Consider the following 19,105-nt stretch of genomic DNA (forward strand, 5'->3'; position numbering starts at 1 on the left):
TGCCCTCATTATGAAGAGAAACATTTTCATGTACCTATTTTTCTTTGCTGTATTGTACATTATATATCAATATGTAAGCTCGAAAAAATATTTTGAAAAAGAAACTGTAAAAATTGAGAATTTAGAAGCTGAAAATGAAAGATTAGGCGATTCCATTAAAACGTTGACCTTAGACAAATTAGACCTTCAATATTTTTCTTTGGAAAATAACGACGATGCCCTTGCGTATTATTACGATTATGAAATTAATAACCCTGCACGTTACATCGCCGATAAATTATTGGAAACCAACGAACATAAGGGTAATAACCCATTAGTTCCTTACGATGGCATGTCTGGGGCACCCATGAAAATAAATAAAATTAAGGTGCTTAATCACAAATGGATTATCGCCGATTTCTCTGATGGAAAGCATTGGGGAGAGATTTTTATAAAATACGAGCTTAAAGAAGATTTAAGTGTAGATTTCACGTTGTTAGATCATTTATTATATACCAGAAGTTAATTGTATGATAGTTTGGATATCTTTTATAACATTAATTGTTATTTTTTTAGCGATAGATTTAGGGATTTTCAATAAAAATCCACACGAGATAACCAATAAGGAAGCGAGTGTGTGGACAGCCATTTGGGTGAGTACAGCCTTGCTATTTTCCTTAGTAATCTTTTTCATTTTTAAGCATGGATGGGTTGATAATCCAGATGGTCTTACACCAACTAAAGCGCTACTGAAGTACATAACAGGTTATTTAATAGAACTTTCACTAAGTATCGATAACATTTTTGTGATTGCGGTTATTTTTACCTCTTTTAGAATTCCTAAAATGTATCAACACCGTGTTTTATTTTGGGGAATTATAGGAGCGATTGTTTTTAGGGCCTTGATGATACTATTTGGTGTTTTCCTTATTAAAAAGTTCGATTGGATTATTTACGTATTCGGGGCTTTCTTAATCTACACGGGTATTAAAATGGCTTTTGAAAAAGACGATGAAAACTACGATCCAAGAGATTCTTTTGTGTACAAAACCATTAGAAAATTCATCCCGATAACTCCTGTCATCAATAGCGAACATTTTTTTATAAAAAAGAAGCACTTAACAGTTGCTACGCCTTTATTTATTGCACTTATTATTATAGAATTCACCGATATTCTCTTTGCGTTAGATAGTATTCCGGCCATTCTAGCTATTACATCAGATCCTTTCCTAGTGTTCAGTTCGAACATTATGGCCATTTTGGGACTTCGATCCATGTATTTCTTTTTGGCCAACATGCTGGAGCGCTTTGGATACCTTAAATACAGTTTGGTGGTTATTCTTAGTTATGTAGGTGTAAAAATGATATTGTCGCACCATATTGAAATTCCGGAGTGGCTTTCGTTGTCGGTAATCGGACTTTCACTTGGGGCTGGGGTATTATTTTCACTTTACCAGGAAAAGAAAGAAGTGCTGGAGGAACAGTAATTTTTGGTAGTATAATCTGATTTAAAATAACATATATTAATAGTTTTTTTAAATTAGTTTATTGTTTAGGATGAAGAATGCTAATTTCAGACTGAGCTCCTGTGCTGAACGTTGCTTCAGTATGTCGAAGTCTACTATGGGACTTTAAATTGCTCTCATAAACTGCCTTGATTTCTTATACTTTCTGGATTCAGGAAAATAATTACTTGCTTTTACCATCTTTTTTTCAATCAAAATATAACTAAGAATTCCTCCTTATCTTTGCGGTATGCTGGAAAAGTTTAGAACACATATTGAGCGGAAGTTTCCATTTTTCTTCGAATCGAAAATAGCGATTGCTTCCAGTGGTGGAATTGATAGTATGGTGCTTACCCATTTATGCCAACAATTGGAGATAAATATTTGTGTGCTGCACTGCAATTTTCAGTTGAGGGGAGAAGAAAGCGACCGTGATAAACAATTTCTTCAGCAGTATCTTGAAAAAGAAAAAATACCTTTTTATGCTACGGATTTCGATACGAACACCTACGCTGAAAAGAACAAGGTTTCAACACAAATTGCTGCGAGGGAGCTACGTTATAAATGGTTTGAAGAACAAAAGAAGTTGTTGCAATTTGATTACTTATTAACCGGTCATCACGCAGACGATAACTTAGAAACTTTTTTAATCAACCTTACAAGAGGAACGGGAATAGATGGGTTAACAGGAATACCTACCATGAATAATTACATTGTTAGGCCAATGCTTCCTTTCTCACGGGACGAAATTTTTCAGTATGCCCTCCAAAAAGATATTGCTTGGCGCGAAGACGAAAGCAATGCCGAAACTAAGTATTTGCGAAACAAAATTAGGCACGATGTTATTCCGAAGTTAAAAGAAATCAATCCAGAGGTATTGCAGAACTTCCGTAAAACCGTACAGAACCTAAAAGGTGCTTCAGAAATTTTAAAAAACCACGTGGAAGAAGTAAGAGCTTCTATCTTCAAGTACCAGCAAGAAGAAATTCATATTCCAATCGAAGAACTCCAAAAATTATACCCATTGGAATCCTTTCTGTTTTACTTATTTAGTCCGTACGGTTTTGCAGATACTAACGACCTCATTTTAGTTTTAGATGCACAAAGTGGTAAACAACTGTTCTCCAAAACGCATCGGTTGCTAAAGGACCGAAACAAATTACTGTTAGCGTCATTGGTAGCTGAACAAAAGTCAACAACATCAGTTTTTTTTATTTCTGAAGATGAAAAGGAATTGTCTTCGCCAATCCGTTTGTCGATAGAGTTAATAGACAAAATTGAAGACGAAAGCCGACAAATAACTTACCTTGATAAAGAAAAGTTAAAGTTTCCCTTAAAGCTGAGGAAATGGCAAAATGGTGACTATTTTTACCCTTTCGGAATGCAAGGAAAGAAAAAATTGAGCAAGTTTTTTAAAGATGAAAAATTCTCATTGCTTTCCAAGGAAAATCAATGGTTACTTTGCAATGCTGATGATGTAATTATTTGGATTGTAGGCAAGCGGCCAGACAATCGTTTTAAAGTAACCGATAAAACAAAGCAAATTTTAAAAATTGAATGCCTTGATGCGTAAATTTCTACCGGTTCTTTTATTACTAGTAACTTTTTTCTCCCAAGCCCAAGATGCGGTACAATGGAAAACTTCCGTGGAAAAAGTCTCGGAAACGGAATATAAACTTTTGATTCATGCCAGTATTATTGAAAATTGGCATTTGTATGCGCAAAATCAGCCACTTGGCGAAGAGGCTTCTATAATTCCGACCGTTTTCACCTTTAAGGGCGATGGATTTCAATTACTTGGGAATACGGTAGAGGAAACACCGATAACGGAACTTGATCCCATTTTCGAGGAAGAATTGTCTTATTTTGATGGTGATGTAACGTTTACCCAGCTCGTAAAAGTAACCGATCCCAATCGGAAATCTATCATAGGATTTGTAGAATATCAAGCATGTGATGACGAACGCTGCATCTTTGCGGATAACGATTTAGGTTTTTCCCTCGACGGAAGTGAAGTCGTATTTGGTGATAAAAAAGTAGATCAAAAAAGTGTAAATCTAGCAAAAGAACTTGCTTTACCTCTTAAAAATAAAGAATTATTGAAAGAGGTTCAAGGGAGTGAGGTTAGCAAAGAACGTGATCTTTTTAGCTTATTTATCCTTGGCTTTTTGGGAGGCTTAATTGCCCTTTTAACGCCTTGTGTTTTTCCTATGATTCCACTCACGGTTTCATTTTTCACGAAACAGTCCAGTAATAAAAAGAAAGGTGTCTCCAATGCCATTCTTTACGGAGTATTTATCATCGGAATTTATATGGCGTTGAGTGTGCCTTTTCACTTTTTGGATTCCATTGCTCCCGAAATCCTTAATAATATTTCTACCAATGTTTGGTTAAATGTGATTTTCTTTTTGATTTTCGTCTTTTTTGCTTTTTCGTTTTTTGGATATTATGAGCTTACCCTTCCGGCATCTTGGGGTAATAAAATGGATGCAGCTTCAGGTTCTGGCGGACTCATAGGAATCTTTTTTATGGCGTTAACGCTAGCTATAGTTTCTTTTTCCTGTACAGGACCAATTCTTGGATCCCTTTTGGCAGGATCACTCTCTAATGATGGTGGTGCTATGCAGTTAACTGTGGGAATGACAGGTTTTGGTGTGGCACTTGCTCTGCCATTTGCGTTGTTTGCCTTATTCCCAAACATGTTGAAATCACTACCAAAATCTGGTGGGTGGATGAATACGACCAAAGTAATTTTAGGTTTCCTTGAGTTAGCATTGGCATTTAAATTCTTATCCAATGCCGATTTGGTAGAGCATTGGGGAATCTTAAAAAGAGAAATTTTTATAGGTATTTGGATTGTGATTGGCGTGCTTATGGCGCTGTATGTGTTTGGAATCATTCGTTTTCCACATGACGGTCCCAAGAAAAAAATAAGCTTTTATCGCGCTATTTTTGGCGTAGCTATCATCGGATTTGTAATTTATTTAATTCCGGGCTTACAGAAATCAAAAGAATCTAATTTGAAACTCTTGAGCGGATTTCCACCGCCTGTGTTTTATAGTGTTTATCCACAGGAAAGTGATTGTCCGTTGGGACTAACTTGCTTTAAGGATTTTGAGGAAGGACTTGCCTATGCTAAGAAAAATGATAAGCCTATTTTATTGGATTTTACAGGTTGGGCCTGCGTTAACTGTAGGAAAATGGAAGAAAACGTATGGAGCGAACCCGAAATTTTTTCTTTGCTGAACGACGAATATGTCCTTATTTCGCTGTACGTTGATGATAGAAAAGATTTGCCCAAAGAAAATCAATTTAATTATAAATTACCTAACGGAAGGATAAAGTCTATTAAAACCATCGGTGATAAATGGGCAACCTTTCAAACCATTAATTTTGAAACAGCCTCTCAGCCTTATTATATTTTAATGTCTCCTGAGTTGGAAATTCTTAATAAACCACAGCAATATACTGAAGCTATTGCTTATTACAATTGGTTAAAAGAAGGTTTGGAAAACTATAAAAAATATAACTTTAGCTTTCAGTAAGTTAAAGGTTAATTTTAAATAGCTAAATTGTAAATAGATAATTTTATTATTGCTTACAGATGAAACTTACCAAAATACAGTTTATTACCATTATTTGCTTTGCTGCCTATATTATTTGGGAAATATTAGTGCAAAGGTGGGCACTAAATCAATCTGGAGCGATAATTCGCGTAGATTTGATTATCATACTTCCCATTTTACTAGTACTTTTTATAATCTCATTATTTCAATTTATAAAACGTAGAAATAAGGATTAACTAAACAAATCTCGAATCTCTTTCTTTATGTATCCCAAAGCGGCATAGGAGGGAGGTTGCTTTTCTAAAAAATTATTCAGCACTTCTTCTCTAAGTTTTCCTGCGTCTTCAGCATTCATGCTTGCTTTTCTTATAATTTGTATAGTAGCGTTTTTGGCAGCTTTAATAACGTTCCAACATTCATCGGATATATAAATCTGCTGCGCTAAATTATGGTCAAACTCACTTTCAATGGTAGCTATCAACTGTGCTTCATACAAGTCTTTATCGGCATTTTCAGGAGCAATTCTTATTAATAATTTGGATGGATTGATGCGTTCCAAGAAGAGTGCCATTCTTTCGTAGGCTTGTAATCGAATAGGAACGGTATTCTTGTCCATTTCCTTATGAAGTAAAAAACGTCTACGTCCTTCTTCATTCTTGGTATGCAAATTGAAAAAATAATAAGCAATAGCTCCCGTAATTACTGCTGGGAGAATAAAAAACAGTAACTCAATAATGTTAAATTGGTCCATTAGGTTTTAGTTAATAGCGTATTTGTTTGTGTTTAAATTTGTCTATGGCACCTTTCGTGGTGTAATGTCCACCAAGGTGAGGGCAATTTAATAAACTTTCTGTTCCGTTAAAAGGAACTTCCACTTTATTATATCCATACACATTTGCCAAGGGTTGGGTTAAACTTTTATCACCTAAATTAATATCTACATCTTCCATGGTTAATTGAGAAGGATGTTCGTAACCGCAAGCATGGGTTATTTCGATAAGTTCTTTTTTGAAATTTTTAAAATAATAACTTACCCGTTCAGCTTTATCCTCAATATTTATTCCGGCTTGTAACCATTTATTTTGAGTAGCCACTCCACTCGGACAGGTATTATTGTGACATACTTTTGCCTGAATACAACCAATACTAAGCATCGCTTCACGAGCAACATTAACCAAATCCGCGCCCATAGCAAATGCCATGGCAGCTTTAGATGGAAAACCTAATTTCCCGCTTCCAATAAATACAATTCTATCTGTAATTTCAGCATCTTTAAATACGCGGTATAAATCGCTGAAAGAGTACACCCAAGGCAAAGAAACATGATCTGCGAAACTCGGTGGAGCCGCACCGGTACCACCTTCACCACCATCTACAGTAATGAAATCAGGGCCTTTGTTTGTTCTCTTCATAATTGCAGCCAATTCTTTCCATTGATCCAATTTACCGATGGCTGCCTTAATGCCTACTGGAAGTCCGGTTTCTTTGGCAATATCTTCAATAAATGCCACCATTTCTGTAACGTTCGAGAACGCAGAGTGATTGGGAGGAGAAAGTACATCTTTTCCCATAGGAACATGGCGAATTTCAGAAATCTCTTTGGTGATTTTAGAAGCAGGCAATACACCACCTTTTCCTGGCTTTGCTCCTTGGGAGAGTTTTATTTCAATAGCTCTAATTTGTGGATATTCAGCAACAAGCTCTTTCAATTTTTGCATGGAAAAGTTACCATTATCATCGCGTACACCAAAATAACCAGTTCCGATATGGAATACCACATCCGCGCCTTTTTTATGATAAGGAGAAAGTCCGCCTTCTCCAGTATTATGATAGGCATGGGATAAATAACATCCTTTATTCATAGATTCCACAGCCCTTGCTGAAAGCGAACCGAAACTCATGGCAGATACGTTTATAATAGAGGCCGGACGATAAGGTCTTTTCCGCTTGTTGTAACCGCCGATAAGTTTAGCACAGGGTAAAAAATAGGGATCACTTGCATTTGGATGATCCATTTTTACTTTGTAGGGCATCATCGCATTGTTGATAAAAACGTAATGGGATTCATGGATATCTCTATCCGTTCCAAAACCTTCGTAATTGTTTTCGTTCTTGGCAGAAGCATAAATCCATCCCCTTTCAATGCGATTAAAAGGTAATTCTTCTCGATTGTTGGCAACGATGTATTGTCGAAGCTCTGGACCGATACTTTCCAATAAGTACCGAATGTGTCCAACTACTGGAAAGTTATGCGTGATAATATGTTTTTTGTTGAAAAAAACATCTCTAATGGCAATTGCTACAAGAATGATAAGTATCCATACCCACCAATCGATATTCAATAAAAAATCTATCATATAAAAATTATTGTCCTAAATAATCATAAACTATTTGTGTAAACGCTTTTACTCCCAATAACATCCCGCTTTCATCGATGTAAAAATCTGGGGTATGGTGCGGTGCAGGCTCTTTGGAGTTTTTAGGCATTCCACCCAGAAAAAAATAAAATCCAGGCACTTTCTCCTGAAAAAAGGAGAAATCTTCACCTCCCGTAGTAGCTTTCACTAACTCAACCTGTTCTTTTCCTGCTACCTTTTCAAGAGATGGGAGCATTTGCGCCACCAGTTCCTCATCGTTATAAGTAATGGCTGTAAAATTTTCAATTTCTATCGTTGCCTCTCCGCCATACGCTTTTGCGATGGTTGGAACCATTTCTTTCATTCTATTTAGAATTAACTCACGCATTTGTGGATCCAATGTTCTAACCGTTCCAGTCATTTGCGCGCTTTCAGGAATAATATTAAAGCGAACACCACTAGTTATTTTTCCTACAGTTATCACCGCAGCTTCATCTACCAAAGGTGCTTCCCGACTGATGATGGTTTGAAGTCCATCAATGATTTTAGCAGAAATAAGAACTGGATCTACACCGCTCCATGGTGCAGAACCATGCGTTTGTTTGCCTTTTACGTCAATAACAAATCGTTCTACAGCAGCCATGGTACCGCCTGGCTTATAACGAATCGTACCTACCGGAGTGGAGGAGTTTATGTGCAACCCAAAAATGGCATCTACTTTTGGATTTTCCAAGACGCCTTCTTTTATCATAAGTTTAGCGCCGCCTTCTTCTCCAGGTGGCGGACCTTCCTCAGCGGGTTGGAAAATGAATTTAACCGTTCCTGCAAAATCGTTATTCTTACTTAAAACTTCTGCAACGCCCATTAAAATTGCAGTGTGTGTATCGTGGCCACAAGCGTGCATAACACCCGTTTCCTCTCCAAGAAATGTGGTTGTAACTTCCGATTTAAAGGGGAGATCGTTTCTTTCGGTAACTGGTAGTGCATCAATATCGGCACGTAATGCAATTACTTTTCCCGGCTTTTTTCCTTTTAGAATGCCAATTACGCCTGTTTTGGCAACTCCCGTTGTAACTTCAAGTCCGAGTTTATTTAAATGCTTTGCGATTTTTTCTGAAGTTTTAAACTCCCGATTGGATAACTCTGGATATTGGTGAAAATCCCTTCTCCATTCAATCACGTCGTCTTCAATAGCCGCAATATCCTTTTCAACGCTATTCTGAGCGTAAATTTCAGTAGCTATACAAACTAAAAATGCTAATAAGTAAAGTCTATTCATTTCAATATATTTAACGGTGGATATGTTAACAGTAAGGTTTTTCACTCTTTAGTAAATATATTGATTTTCTTGCTTTTCGGATAATAGGAAACTATTAAACATTGAATAACAATGATGTTTATTTACGACAAATAGTTTTGTTGTAATTTCATTTTTTGTTATTTGTAAATCTGAAAACACTCTTTGAAACAATCTTAAATCATGATTCAGACATGAATAGGTTAACTTTTCCTACACAATATTACAAAATTATTATCATTTAAATATAAATTATAATCTATTTTTAAAGTATCGTGTTTTATCTAGAAGTAATATAGTTGCTAAATATGTAATTTCATTTTTCATATTATCGGTATTAGTTTAGTAAATTGGTCGCACCAACCTAAATTACATTTTTGTGAAATCACCTAAGATCAAAAGCTTTATAGCTGTACTATTTATTAGTATTTGTAGTCAAGCACAAATTAACACTGGAGTAGTGGTATTGGATGAAGTCGAGCAGAGCCGCTATCAAAGCCTTATCAAAAAAAACCGAGAAGTTGCTTTTATTCATGATAGTTTGCAGACTTTGGCGGACACTCATTTGAAAATAGCTCCAAAACCTTTGTCTATTATTACTTACGAAGGATTATTGGAAACCGATCCCGACAGGATAAAATCTATTGAAAGTTTGCTGGATGCCAACAAAACGGTTGATTTAATTTATGCCGAGTATGGTTCTAACAAAACAGTTTATTCCGATAAAATTAAAGAAATTGTGTTGGCTTGGGCAAATACTTACAAAGCCAGTGGCAATCCTATTAACGAGAATAAGTTAACACCTTTATTTTGGGGATACGCCTTGCATAAATCAAAGTTTTCTTCCGAAGAAAAAGCAATTGTAACCACCTGGATGCAATCCATTGCCAAGAAACAAGTGAATAGAAAGAGCACACCCAACAACAATTGGCAATCCAAACGTTTAAAAATTATCGGAATTATTGGCTGCGTAATAAACGATGAATCCTTAAAATTGTTCGCTCTCGAGGGCATTAAAGAATATATTTCTTCCGCTTATTTTCCTGACGGAACCAGCAACGATTTAAAAACTCGGGATGCCATGCATTATCATAGCAGCGGAATTGAGCCATTGCTGGATATGTTTATCAATCTTCAAAAATTTGATCAGCGATTTAATCAGTATTCATATGAAGATGAAGAAGGCACATCTATTGAAAAGGCGATCAACTTTATGAAGCCTTACCTGGCTGGAGAGAGAAAACATCGTGAATGGGTGAATACCACTGTTGAGTTGGATAAACAGAAAGCCAAAGCGGGATTGGAAGAATATAAAACGGGAAAACTGTACGATCCAAAAGATGCCATTCCTATGCTGAATTGGGCCGTGTATTATCAACCAGAGCTTTTTAAATATATCTGTGGGTGTGGCACCTGTTACATTTGTAATGTAGAGGCCTTTTTTAATAGTCCGCTTATTCGTTCCGGGCTATCGGAGTAAAAAAGCAAACTTCATTCAGGTAGATGAATGACTGTTTATAAAAACTGGTTTCTTCAGTTTAAAAACTATGCTTTTATAACTAACTTGCACGCTAAAATAAATTGCACTATTTTACTTGGTAACAAGCAATAGCTCATCGAGTCATTGCTTAATTGAAAAGAAAAACAGGATTTACTTTGGAAAATTATTTAGCGGAATTAAATGAAGCACAGCGCGCACCTGTGTTGCATAAGGATGGGGCATTAATGGTAATCGCTGGAGCAGGTTCGGGAAAAACCCGTGTATTAACCTACAGGATTGCCTATTTGATGAACCAAGGGGTAGATGCGTTTAATATTTTGGCACTTACGTTTACCAACAAGGCCGCGAGGGAAATGAAGAAACGTATCGCCAGTATCGTTGGGAACAGCGAAGCCAAAAACCTTTGGATGGGTACTTTTCACTCCGTTTTTGCTAAAATTCTTAGGATTGAATCCGACAAACTGGGCTATCCCAACAATTTTACCATTTACGATACGCAAGATTCACAACGGCTTATTAATTCCATTATCAAAGAAATGGGGTTAGATAAAGACGTTTATAAATACAAGCAAGTACAAAACAGAATCTCTTCCTATAAAAATAGCTTAATTACGGTTAAGGCGTATTTCAATAATCCAGAACTTATGGAAGCCGATGCCATGGCAAAACGGCCGAGGCTAGGGGAGATTTACAATGCATATTGTGAGCGCTGTTTTAAAGCAGGCGCTATGGATTTTGATGATTTATTGCTGAAAACAAATGAGCTTCTTACCCGCTTCCCCGATGTTTTAGCGAAATACCAAGACCGCTTTCGTTATATTTTGGTAGATGAGTATCAAGATACAAACCATTCCCAATACTTAATCGTAAAAGCACTTTCAGACCGTTTTCAAAATATTTGTGTGGTAGGGGACGATGCGCAAAGTATATATGCTTTCCGTGGGGCGAATATCAATAACATTATGAACTTCCAAAAGGATTATGATAATGTGCAAATGTACCGCTTGGAACAAAATTATCGTTCCACTAGAAACATTGTAAATGCTGCCAATTCGGTTATTGAAAAAAATAAAACCCGCCTCGATAAAGTGGTTTGGACCGATAACGACGATGGAAATTTCATAAAAGTACACCGCTCGGTTACCGATGCTGAAGAGGGACGTTTTGTGGCATCTACCATTTTTGAAACTAAAATGCAGGAGCAGGTTCCCGACGGTCAATTTGCGGTGTTGTACCGTACCAATTCCCAATCGCGTTCCATTGAAGATGCATTACGAAGAAAGGATATTCCGTACCGTATTTATGGCGGATTATCATTTTATCAAAGAAAAGAAATTAAAGATGTTTTGGCGTATTTGCGCCTAATTCTTAATCCGAAAGATGAAGAAGCATTAGTAAGGGTTATAAATTATCCTGCAAGGGGAATAGGACAAACAACGATTCAGAAATTAACCGTGGCCGCAAATCATTTTAAGCGTTCCATTTTTGAAGTCATGGAAAACCTAGATAGAATCGACCTTAAGATTAATTCGGGTACCAAAAGGAAACTGGAGGATTTTGTTACCATGATTAAAAGTTTTCAGGTGACCAATCAAACTGCTGATGCTTTTGTACTGGCAGAGCATGTTACCAAGAAAACTGGATTGTTGATGGAGTTCAAAAAGGATGGAACACCAGAAGGAATCGCTCGCATGGAAAATGTGGAAGAACTGTTGAACGGTATTCAGGATTTTGTTGAAGGGCAAAAGGAAGTAGCAGATGCGAAAGGGGATTTGGCAGAATTTATGGAAGACATCGCGCTGGTAACCGACTTGGACAAAGATACCGGTGATGATGACCGTGTGGCGCTAATGACCATCCACTTGGCAAAAGGATTAGAATTCCCTTATGTTTTTATTGTGGGTATGGAAGAAGACCTTTTTCCATCGGCTATGAGTATGAATACACGTAGCGAGCTGGAAGAGGAAAGAAGATTGTTTTATGTAGCGCTTACCCGTGCAGAAAAACAGGCGTACCTAACTTACACACAAAGTCGTTACCGATGGGGAAAATTGATAGATGCTGAGCCAAGCCGTTTTATTGAAGAAATCGACGATAAATATTTAGAGTATTTAACGCCACCGTTGGATAGTGATTATCGCTACAAACCGATGATTGATGCCGATATTTTCGGGGAGGTGGACAAAAGTAAGTTCCGTCTACGCAAGCCTACGCCAGGTACACCGCCAACTTCGCATAAACCTTCCGAAGAAAAACTAAGGAAACTTAGAAAAATCAAACCCGATTTAGGGGAAACGACTACCAACAATCAAAATTTGGATGCAGATTTGGTGATTGGCAGTAAAGTTTCGCATACAAGGTTTGGAAATGGTGAAATTGTAAGCTTGGAAGGTGTCGGAAACGATAAAAAAGCTGAAATCCGTTTCGATACCGGAGGGATAAAAAAACTATTGCTACGCTTTGCAAAACTTGAGGTTATTGGTTAGTTTTAGTTGATAGTTGGGTTAATTAGTTCTTATTTTTTTATAAATCCTTCTGTCAGGCTGAGCTTGTCGAAGCCCGTCATAGAAACTTTATGTTGCTCCTAATTAATAAGAGACAGAAGACGGAGGACAGAAGCTGGAAGCTCGAGCCCCAAGATTCAGTAGAAAAGAGAAAAAAATGTAATTTAAAACCAAAAAACCCTACACCAAATACCCAACACCTAAAAACCAGAAAGAAATGGCAGAATTAATTCGTATTTACAATGAGAATCCGAACCCGAAAGAAATAAAAAGGGTAGTGGATGTGTTGCGCGACGGTGGTTTGGTTATTTATCCAACAGATACCGTTTATGGTTTGGGCTGCGATATTACCAACTCGAAAGCGTTGGAGAAAATTGCAAGAATCAAGGAGGTGAAACTGGATAAAGCTAATTTTTCCTTTATATGTGCCGACCTCAGTAATTTATCGGATTACATACGCCAAATTGATACAGCTACCTTTAAAATTTTAAAACGCACCTTGCCAGGACCTTATACTTATATTCTTCCTGGAAATAATAGCCTACCAAAGGATTTCAAAAAGAAAAAAACCGTCGGGATTCGTATTCCAGACAATAATATTGCCCGTACTTTGGTGAGGGAGTTGGGGAATCCTATCGTATCTACTTCCATTCGTGATGAAGACGAGGTGATTGAATATACGACCGACCCAGAATTGATTCTAGAGAAGTGGGATAAATTGGTAGATATTGTAGTTGATGGCGGTTATGGAGATAATGTAGCTTCCACGGTAATCGACCTTTCGGGCAGCGAACCTGTAATTATTCGTGAAGGAAAAGGGGATATAGATGAAGTTCTTTAGTTCGCCCAATGTATAAAAAAACAGCTCTTTTTATCGGCTATGTTTGGCCAGAACCCAATTCTTCCGCTGCTGGCAGTAGAATGCTTCAGTTGCTACGCTTTTTTAAGGAGCAGGATTATGAAGTGGTGTTTTCTTCTCCCGCAAAAAAGGGCACCCACATGTTTGATATAGAATCAGAGGGCATTCAGCAGAAAGAGATAATGCTTAACAATAATTCCTTTGACGAATTTGTAAAAGAATTGAATCCGGCCGTTGTAATTTTTGATCGATATATGATGGAGGAGCAATTTGGTTGGCGCGTGGCCGAAAATTGTCCAGAAACCATTCGAATATTGGATACAGAAGACCTTCATTTTCTTCGGAAGGAACGGCAGAAAGCATTAAAAGGGAAGTCCGCTGTAGATGAAACCTCGCTTCTAAAAAGTGAATTGGCACAACGGGAACTTGCGAGTATTTATCGTTGTGATGTTTCATTGATTATTTCTGAAGTGGAAATGGATTTGTTAAAATCCACATTTAAGGTTCCGGATGAGCTGTTGCACTATCTCCCTTTTATGATTGATAAAAGCAATTCTTCAAATATTTTGTTTGAAGACAAAGAAGATTTTATCTTTATCGGCAATTTTCTGCACGAACCCAATTGGGATGCCGCTTTAGCGCTTAAAGAAACGGTTTGGCCGTTGATAAAAAAACAATTGCCAAAAGCGAAACTCAATATTTATGGGGCGTATGCGACTGAAAAAGTATACAATCTCCATAATGAAAAAGAAGGTTTTTTAGTACATGGATGGGCAGAAAATGCGGAGAAAGAGCTTAGCAAATCAAGAATATTACTGGCACCATTACGATTTGGGGCAGGCTTAAAAGGTAAATTGATAGAAGCCATGCAAGTGGGAACACCAAGTGTAACCACCGATGTTGGGGCCGAGGGAATTAATGGTGAGTTTAATTGGAGCGGATTTATTTTTAACAATCCGATAGATTTTGCCAATGCTGCCGTGGCTTTATATACTGCGGAAGAAGAATTTCGTCAAGCCGTAAAAAATGGAAATAGAATCCTAGAGATGCGTTTTGACGCTGCCGTTCACAAACAATTCTTCAAAACTAAATTAAAAGAACTTCAAAATAATTTAGCACAACATCGAACCGAAAATTTCATTGGGAGCATGTTACAACAACAAACCACACAGGCCAGCAAATACCTATCTAAGTGGATTGAAGCGAAGAACAAGAATAGCTAGTTTTGATGCAGGAAGTAGGAGGCTGAATGTTTCGTTTCTAGTTTCTTTATTTTTTATTTGACATCAACATTTAATTTACTTCCAACGTTGAGAGAAGTCGCATCACATTGACTGTTTCGCTCTTGATTCCCGTTTATGGTCTTAATTTTTCACAGCTACTTTTTGCTTTATCCATTCTAAAGCTATTTCAACTGGCGTGGTGTTTTCAGAAAAAGCAGTGTTGTGGCCTAAACTTGGAAAAAGAGAATATTCAAATGGTTTCCCGTTAGCTTTAAATGCATTGAGCTGTTCTATACATAACTTTACAGGAATTTGTATATCCTTTTCACCAAATAGCCAAAGTCCGGGTATGGAAAGCCTATTGAGTAAAATTTTTGGATCAGTAGCTGTAAACTGATATTTATCGGGGTCGTTTTTAATATGTTCCCGTGCATCCTCTTCGGTGTGGGTCTTCCAAAAATCAGTTCTTCCATCGGTATAAAATTGAAAGCGAAGTTGTTCCAGGGTAGTGATGGTAGGACAGCTAAATAAAATCATGAATTCTATTAAAGGATTTTTACTTGCAGCTATTGAGATTATCCAACCGGCTTGACTAAAACCGAGTAAACCAATAGGTGTATTTTTGTTCCGACGTTGAAGTAGTTTAACAGCCGCATTGGCATCGTTTGCCAGTAAATTAAGGTTATTAGAATCTATATTATTTGTACCAACTTCGGGACCTGCATATATTCCTCCAGATTTTCCAACCCCACGCTTATCATACGTTAGTACACAGATTCCATTACTGGCTAAAAGTTTGGCAAATTCGTCCATTCGTGGTTCTTGACCAGAACCATGAACGATAACTAAAGACGAATGTGGTTTTTTTGGACTGTAAATTGTTCCTGCAAGCGTAACTCCTTCACTCACAAACGTAATTTCTTCAGATTTAATGGGATCAAAAGATTGAGCATTTCCTTGATAAAATTGAGTAACAAATAAGAAAACTATTAGAATGCTCTTAGCTATTTTGGTGAATTTAATTTGAATCATTGTGGTGTTTGAATGTTAGTTCAGTCTACTAATTAAATTGAGCTAGTAAAGTTTTATAAAACTACCTATAATTTACTTAGAATACAACCATCACTTACCCCTTAACAGCACTCTGTCTAGGTGCTAAAACCAACTTTTTAGGTACGATTATACCCCGTTTGGGCTTTAAAACGTGCTCGAAAAGCTACCAACTTTACGACTCAACAAGTTAACAGTAGTCCACAAAAAGGGAAAAATACCCTTTTAAAATTTCTTTGTTCACTCTAATTTGTAGTAAATCTTAAAATAGTCTATTAACCTGCTATGTTTTTACATGGCATTAAAAAATTTTACAGTAAATTTCGGATGATTTATTCCTATTTCATGGAGAACGAAAAAGAGGTTATTAGTCTTATCATTTACGTAAGTGTGCTTATTGTAATACTTATCGTGTTTGTAGTAACCTTCTTTCTAGCCTATCAGCGTAGAAAAACAGAACTCCTCATAGAAAAAGCAGATCAGCTGCGAAAGTTCGAACTTGAACTTTCCAAAGCGCAAACAGAGATTCAAGAACAAACTTTTAAGAATATAAGTTGGGAGTTGCACGATAATATTGGTCAGCTGCTATCAGTGGCTAAAATGCAGCTAAATATGCTTCAATATGATCTTCCGGAGGAAAAACGAAAAGGTTTTGAAGAGGCTTCCAATGTTTTGGGTCAGGGACTAAAAGAACTGCGCCAACTTTCCCATACATTGAATACTGATTTTGTTTCTAAAATAGGACTACAAGAGTCCATTGAGAATGAAATAAATCGTTTTAAAAGGCTTAATTTTTTGAATATCGAATACGAAGTAGAGGGGGAGCCTTATAACATTGATAAAAAGGATGAAATCATCATTTTTAGAATTTACCAAGAGTGTTTTTCCAATGTGGTTAAATACTCAAAAGCTTCCGTGTTGAAAATTTTGCTAAAGTATTCAGATTCAGAATTATTCGTAAGCGCAACCGATAATGGTGTGGGTTTCGACGCTGCTTCGGAAAATGAAGGCACCGGACTTATGAACATGCGAAAAAGGGCCGAACTAATAGGAGCAGATTTTTCTATTAAAACCCAAAAAGATGAAGGAGTTTCAGTAACTTTACGGTATCCAACCAAGCGTAAGAAAACATGAAGAAGTATTCAATAGCCATTGTAGACGACCACTCCCTTTTTGCTAAATCTTTAATCTCTTTAGTTGACTCTTTTGATAATTACAAAGTAATTTTTAATGCCACCAATGGTAAGAATTTTATTGAAGAACTAGAGAAACATTCGTTACCAGATATTGTCCTAATGGATATAAATATGCCGTTGATGAATGGTATTGAAACCATGGAGTGGCTGAAGGAAAATCATCCGCAACAAAAGGTAATCGCCCTTTCCATGGACGATAGCGAGGAAACCATTATAAAAATGCTTCGGATGGGGGCGAAAGGATATTTACTGAAAGATATTCACCCCGAGATTTTTCAGAATGCACTGGACGACGTTATTCATAAAGGTTTTTATTATTCCGACAGAATTACTAATAAACTGCTGGATAATATCGATAAAAAAGAAACTGATCCAAACGAAGTTAAATTGAAAGAGCGCGAGGTAGAGTTTCTAAAATTGGCCTGTACAGAAATGACTTACAAGGAAATTGCTGCCGAAATGTGTCTTTCCCCAAAAACAATCGACGGTTACCGTGAAAGTCTTTTCGATAAACTGGAAGTACGCAGCAGAATCGGACTCGTGCTTTACGGAATTAAAAATAAAATGGTTGAAATGTGATTTTTGCTTTAAGCTAGAAGACAGAGGCTGGATGTTAGAAGTTTGAAAAGTTTCTGGTTTTTGGCAGAAGAAAACCCAATTAACAAACACGTCCTATTGCGTAAAGCTTACTGCTCACAATAAACAAACAACAGGTATTAAATATAGAAAAACTTTGCCTCTCTGTCCCTTTGCAGCTTTGCCACTCAACAATCGAACAAATCAAGGGATTTTTACGTCCGATGAGTCGGGTTTTATCAGTTTTAGAATGTCTGAAAAAGAATGTGCCATCACTGCTTTTTCACCTCGAATGGCAATTGGATAAACCAAAGTCTCCGGATTTTTGTTAAGGACCTTTAGAGCATCGTCGTCATCCAATTTTACATTTTCCCCATAAGTATTGGTAAATGCTGGATGATCGGTTGGAATTAGTTCTGGTACTGTTCTTCCAAGCCTCTCCGCAATTTCTACCCATTCAGTATCTGCAATTTTGGTTTTAGTAAGATCGATGGCCAAAATTTTGGCATCAGAGGAGGCTACGTATGCTTGGCATTCTCTTCCTAGTTTCGTACTAGGATTGAATATAAAAGTTATTTGTCTATCGTTTGTTGCTAAAATACTCATTTCTTCCACGGCTATAATTATTTTTAAAGCACTACCTTTAAAATGTAAGTATCTTAAAGATAGTGCTTTGTTTTATATAAAGACTATTGTTTCGCCTTCATTTTTTCCTTTTTCTTTCTCAACTGTTTATCCAAATCGTTATACGCTTCAGCTATAGACATTTCAAATTTCTCGTGAGAAGCTTCGGCGAAAAGTCTTGGTCCTGGAACGCTTAAACGGATGTTGCAAATTCTCCCGGTATCTTTGGAAGAGGTATTTTCAGTTTTAAAAAATACATCAGCCCGCACGATAAAGTCATATTTATCAACCAATTTATTAATTCTCTTGGTCGCCATTTCTTCTAAACGGCTACTGGCCGCAACATTGTCATATTCAAAATTTATCTGCATAGTTAATTAGTTTTATATCACTTACTGCGGTTAATCATTCAGTGATAGGTTCCTTTTAAAATTACTAAAATTAACAATGCTGATAAAGCAAATTTATTGGTTTAATAAGAATTTATGATTGCTTGTTGGTAAATAGTTAATTTGGTGTGTGTTGGAAACGAATAAAACCGACCAGAATTACAGATATTCTGTTAATTTTTTAACGAGGTCATTTTTAGGAATTACCCCAGACTGGCGCCATAACGAAGCTCCATTTTTGAAAATCATAAAAGTGGGAACCCCGCGAACTTGAAACCTTCCGGCCAGTTCTTGATTCTTATCTACGTTAACTTTTATGATATTAATTTTATCACCCATGCTTTGTTTTACTTCATCAAGAATTGGCATCATGGTTTGGCAAGGACCGCACCAGTCTGCATAAAAATCAATTAACACAGGTTTATTCACGTCTACTATATCTTTAAAACTACTTTTCATTTCTAAAATTTATTTAAGGG

General features: G+C 36.7%; 17 protein-coding genes. 10 read left to right on the top strand and 7 right to left on the bottom strand.

What is annotated here, in order from left to right:
* The first annotated feature begins 10 nt into the window (after window positions 1-10).
* From NDQ75_RS09930 to NDQ75_RS09945, 4 genes are all read left to right on the top strand, one after another.
* Complete coding sequence (locus NDQ75_RS09930) at window positions 11-505, top strand: hydrolase (RefSeq protein ID WP_202027323.1); 495 nt, start codon at window positions 11-13, stop codon at window positions 503-505.
* A 4-nt stretch (window positions 506-509) separates the two neighbouring features.
* Entirely contained in the window at window positions 510-1,466 is a 957-nt protein-coding gene (locus tag NDQ75_RS09935; RefSeq protein ID WP_202027324.1) for a TerC family protein, read from the top strand.
* 268 nt (window positions 1,467-1,734) lie between these two features.
* Window positions 1,735-3,057 (top strand): tRNA lysidine(34) synthetase TilS, encoded by a 1,323-nt coding sequence (gene tilS / locus NDQ75_RS09940; RefSeq protein ID WP_202027325.1) that lies wholly within the window; start codon window positions 1,735-1,737, stop codon window positions 3,055-3,057.
* The gene (locus tag NDQ75_RS09945) at window positions 3,050-5,029 is read left to right on the top strand and encodes a protein-disulfide reductase DsbD family protein (protein WP_202027326.1); all 1,980 of its coding nucleotides are present in this window, start codon (window positions 3,050-3,052) and stop codon (window positions 5,027-5,029) included. The genes tilS and NDQ75_RS09945 overlap by 8 nt, the downstream gene beginning before the upstream one ends.
* A gap of 253 nt (window positions 5,030-5,282) precedes the next feature.
* Here NDQ75_RS09945 and NDQ75_RS09950 read toward each other — a convergent pair whose 3' ends face one another.
* Genes NDQ75_RS09950 through NDQ75_RS09960 form a run of 3 tightly spaced genes read right to left on the bottom strand, consistent with a single transcriptional unit; the run spans window position 5,283 to window position 8,686 of the window.
* Window positions 5,283-5,801 (bottom strand): DUF7935 family protein, encoded by a 519-nt coding sequence (locus NDQ75_RS09950; protein ID WP_202027327.1) that lies wholly within the window; start codon window positions 5,799-5,801, stop codon window positions 5,283-5,285.
* Between the two features lie 10 nt (window positions 5,802-5,811).
* Window positions 5,812-7,407 carry an FMN-binding glutamate synthase family protein gene (locus tag NDQ75_RS09955; protein ID WP_202027328.1) on the bottom strand — a complete coding sequence of 532 codons (1,596 nt, stop codon included), beginning with the start codon at window positions 7,405-7,407 and terminating at the stop codon, window positions 5,812-5,814.
* A gap of 7 nt (window positions 7,408-7,414) precedes the next feature.
* A complete protein-coding gene (locus NDQ75_RS09960; protein WP_202027329.1) occupies window positions 7,415-8,686 on the bottom strand; it encodes an amidohydrolase in 1,272 nt (423 codons plus the stop codon).
* 397 nt (window positions 8,687-9,083) lie between these two features.
* Here NDQ75_RS09960 and NDQ75_RS09965 point away from each other — a divergent pair, with 397 nt between their 5' ends.
* The 4 genes from NDQ75_RS09965 (at window position 9,084) to NDQ75_RS09980 (ending at window position 14,791) form a co-directional block, all read left to right on the top strand.
* Window positions 9,084-10,184 carry an alginate lyase family protein gene (locus NDQ75_RS09965; protein WP_202027330.1) on the top strand — a complete coding sequence of 367 codons (1,101 nt, stop codon included), beginning with the start codon at window positions 9,084-9,086 and terminating at the stop codon, window positions 10,182-10,184.
* Between the two features lie 176 nt (window positions 10,185-10,360).
* Complete coding sequence (locus NDQ75_RS09970; RefSeq protein ID WP_202027331.1) at window positions 10,361-12,691, top strand: ATP-dependent helicase; 2,331 nt, start codon at window positions 10,361-10,363, stop codon at window positions 12,689-12,691.
* A gap of 235 nt (window positions 12,692-12,926) precedes the next feature.
* Entirely contained in the window at window positions 12,927-13,550 is a 624-nt protein-coding gene (locus NDQ75_RS09975) for an L-threonylcarbamoyladenylate synthase (RefSeq protein WP_202027332.1), read from the top strand.
* 8 nt (window positions 13,551-13,558) lie between these two features.
* Window positions 13,559-14,791, top strand: coding sequence for a glycosyltransferase family 4 protein (locus tag NDQ75_RS09980; RefSeq protein WP_202027333.1), 1,233 nt, complete (start codon window positions 13,559-13,561; stop codon window positions 14,789-14,791).
* A gap of 141 nt (window positions 14,792-14,932) precedes the next feature.
* Here NDQ75_RS09980 and NDQ75_RS09985 read toward each other — a convergent pair whose 3' ends face one another.
* Window positions 14,933-15,823 (bottom strand): alpha/beta hydrolase family protein, encoded by an 891-nt coding sequence (locus tag NDQ75_RS09985; protein WP_202027334.1) that lies wholly within the window; start codon window positions 15,821-15,823, stop codon window positions 14,933-14,935.
* Window positions 15,824-16,186: 363 nt separating this feature from the next.
* Here NDQ75_RS09985 and NDQ75_RS09990 point away from each other — a divergent pair, with 363 nt between their 5' ends.
* Window positions 16,187-16,975 carry a sensor histidine kinase gene (locus NDQ75_RS09990; protein WP_202027335.1) on the top strand — a complete coding sequence of 263 codons (789 nt, stop codon included), beginning with the start codon at window positions 16,187-16,189 and terminating at the stop codon, window positions 16,973-16,975.
* Complete coding sequence (locus NDQ75_RS09995) at window positions 16,972-17,616, top strand: response regulator (RefSeq protein WP_202027336.1); 645 nt, start codon at window positions 16,972-16,974, stop codon at window positions 17,614-17,616. The genes NDQ75_RS09990 and NDQ75_RS09995 overlap by 4 nt, the downstream gene beginning before the upstream one ends.
* 201 nt (window positions 17,617-17,817) lie before the next feature.
* On the opposite strand, the gene NDQ75_RS10000 is transcribed toward NDQ75_RS09995, so the two are convergent.
* The 3 genes from NDQ75_RS10000 to trxA form a co-directional block, all read right to left on the bottom strand.
* A complete protein-coding gene (locus NDQ75_RS10000) occupies window positions 17,818-18,219 on the bottom strand; it encodes an arsenate reductase family protein (protein ID WP_202027337.1) in 402 nt (133 codons plus the stop codon).
* An 83-nt stretch (window positions 18,220-18,302) separates the two neighbouring features.
* On the bottom strand, window positions 18,303-18,608 hold the full coding sequence (gene hpf, locus NDQ75_RS10005; protein WP_202027338.1) for a ribosome hibernation-promoting factor, HPF/YfiA family: 306 nt from the start codon (window positions 18,606-18,608) through the stop codon (window positions 18,303-18,305).
* 177 nt (window positions 18,609-18,785) lie between these two features.
* Window positions 18,786-19,085 (bottom strand): thioredoxin, encoded by a 300-nt coding sequence (gene trxA, locus NDQ75_RS10010; protein ID WP_202027339.1) that lies wholly within the window; start codon window positions 19,083-19,085, stop codon window positions 18,786-18,788.
* Between the last annotated feature and the right edge of the window lie 20 nt (window positions 19,086-19,105).

This window comes from Galbibacter mesophilus (assembly GCF_023721415.1).
Taxonomy (GTDB): Bacteria; Bacteroidota; Bacteroidia; order Flavobacteriales; family Flavobacteriaceae; genus Galbibacter; species Galbibacter mesophilus.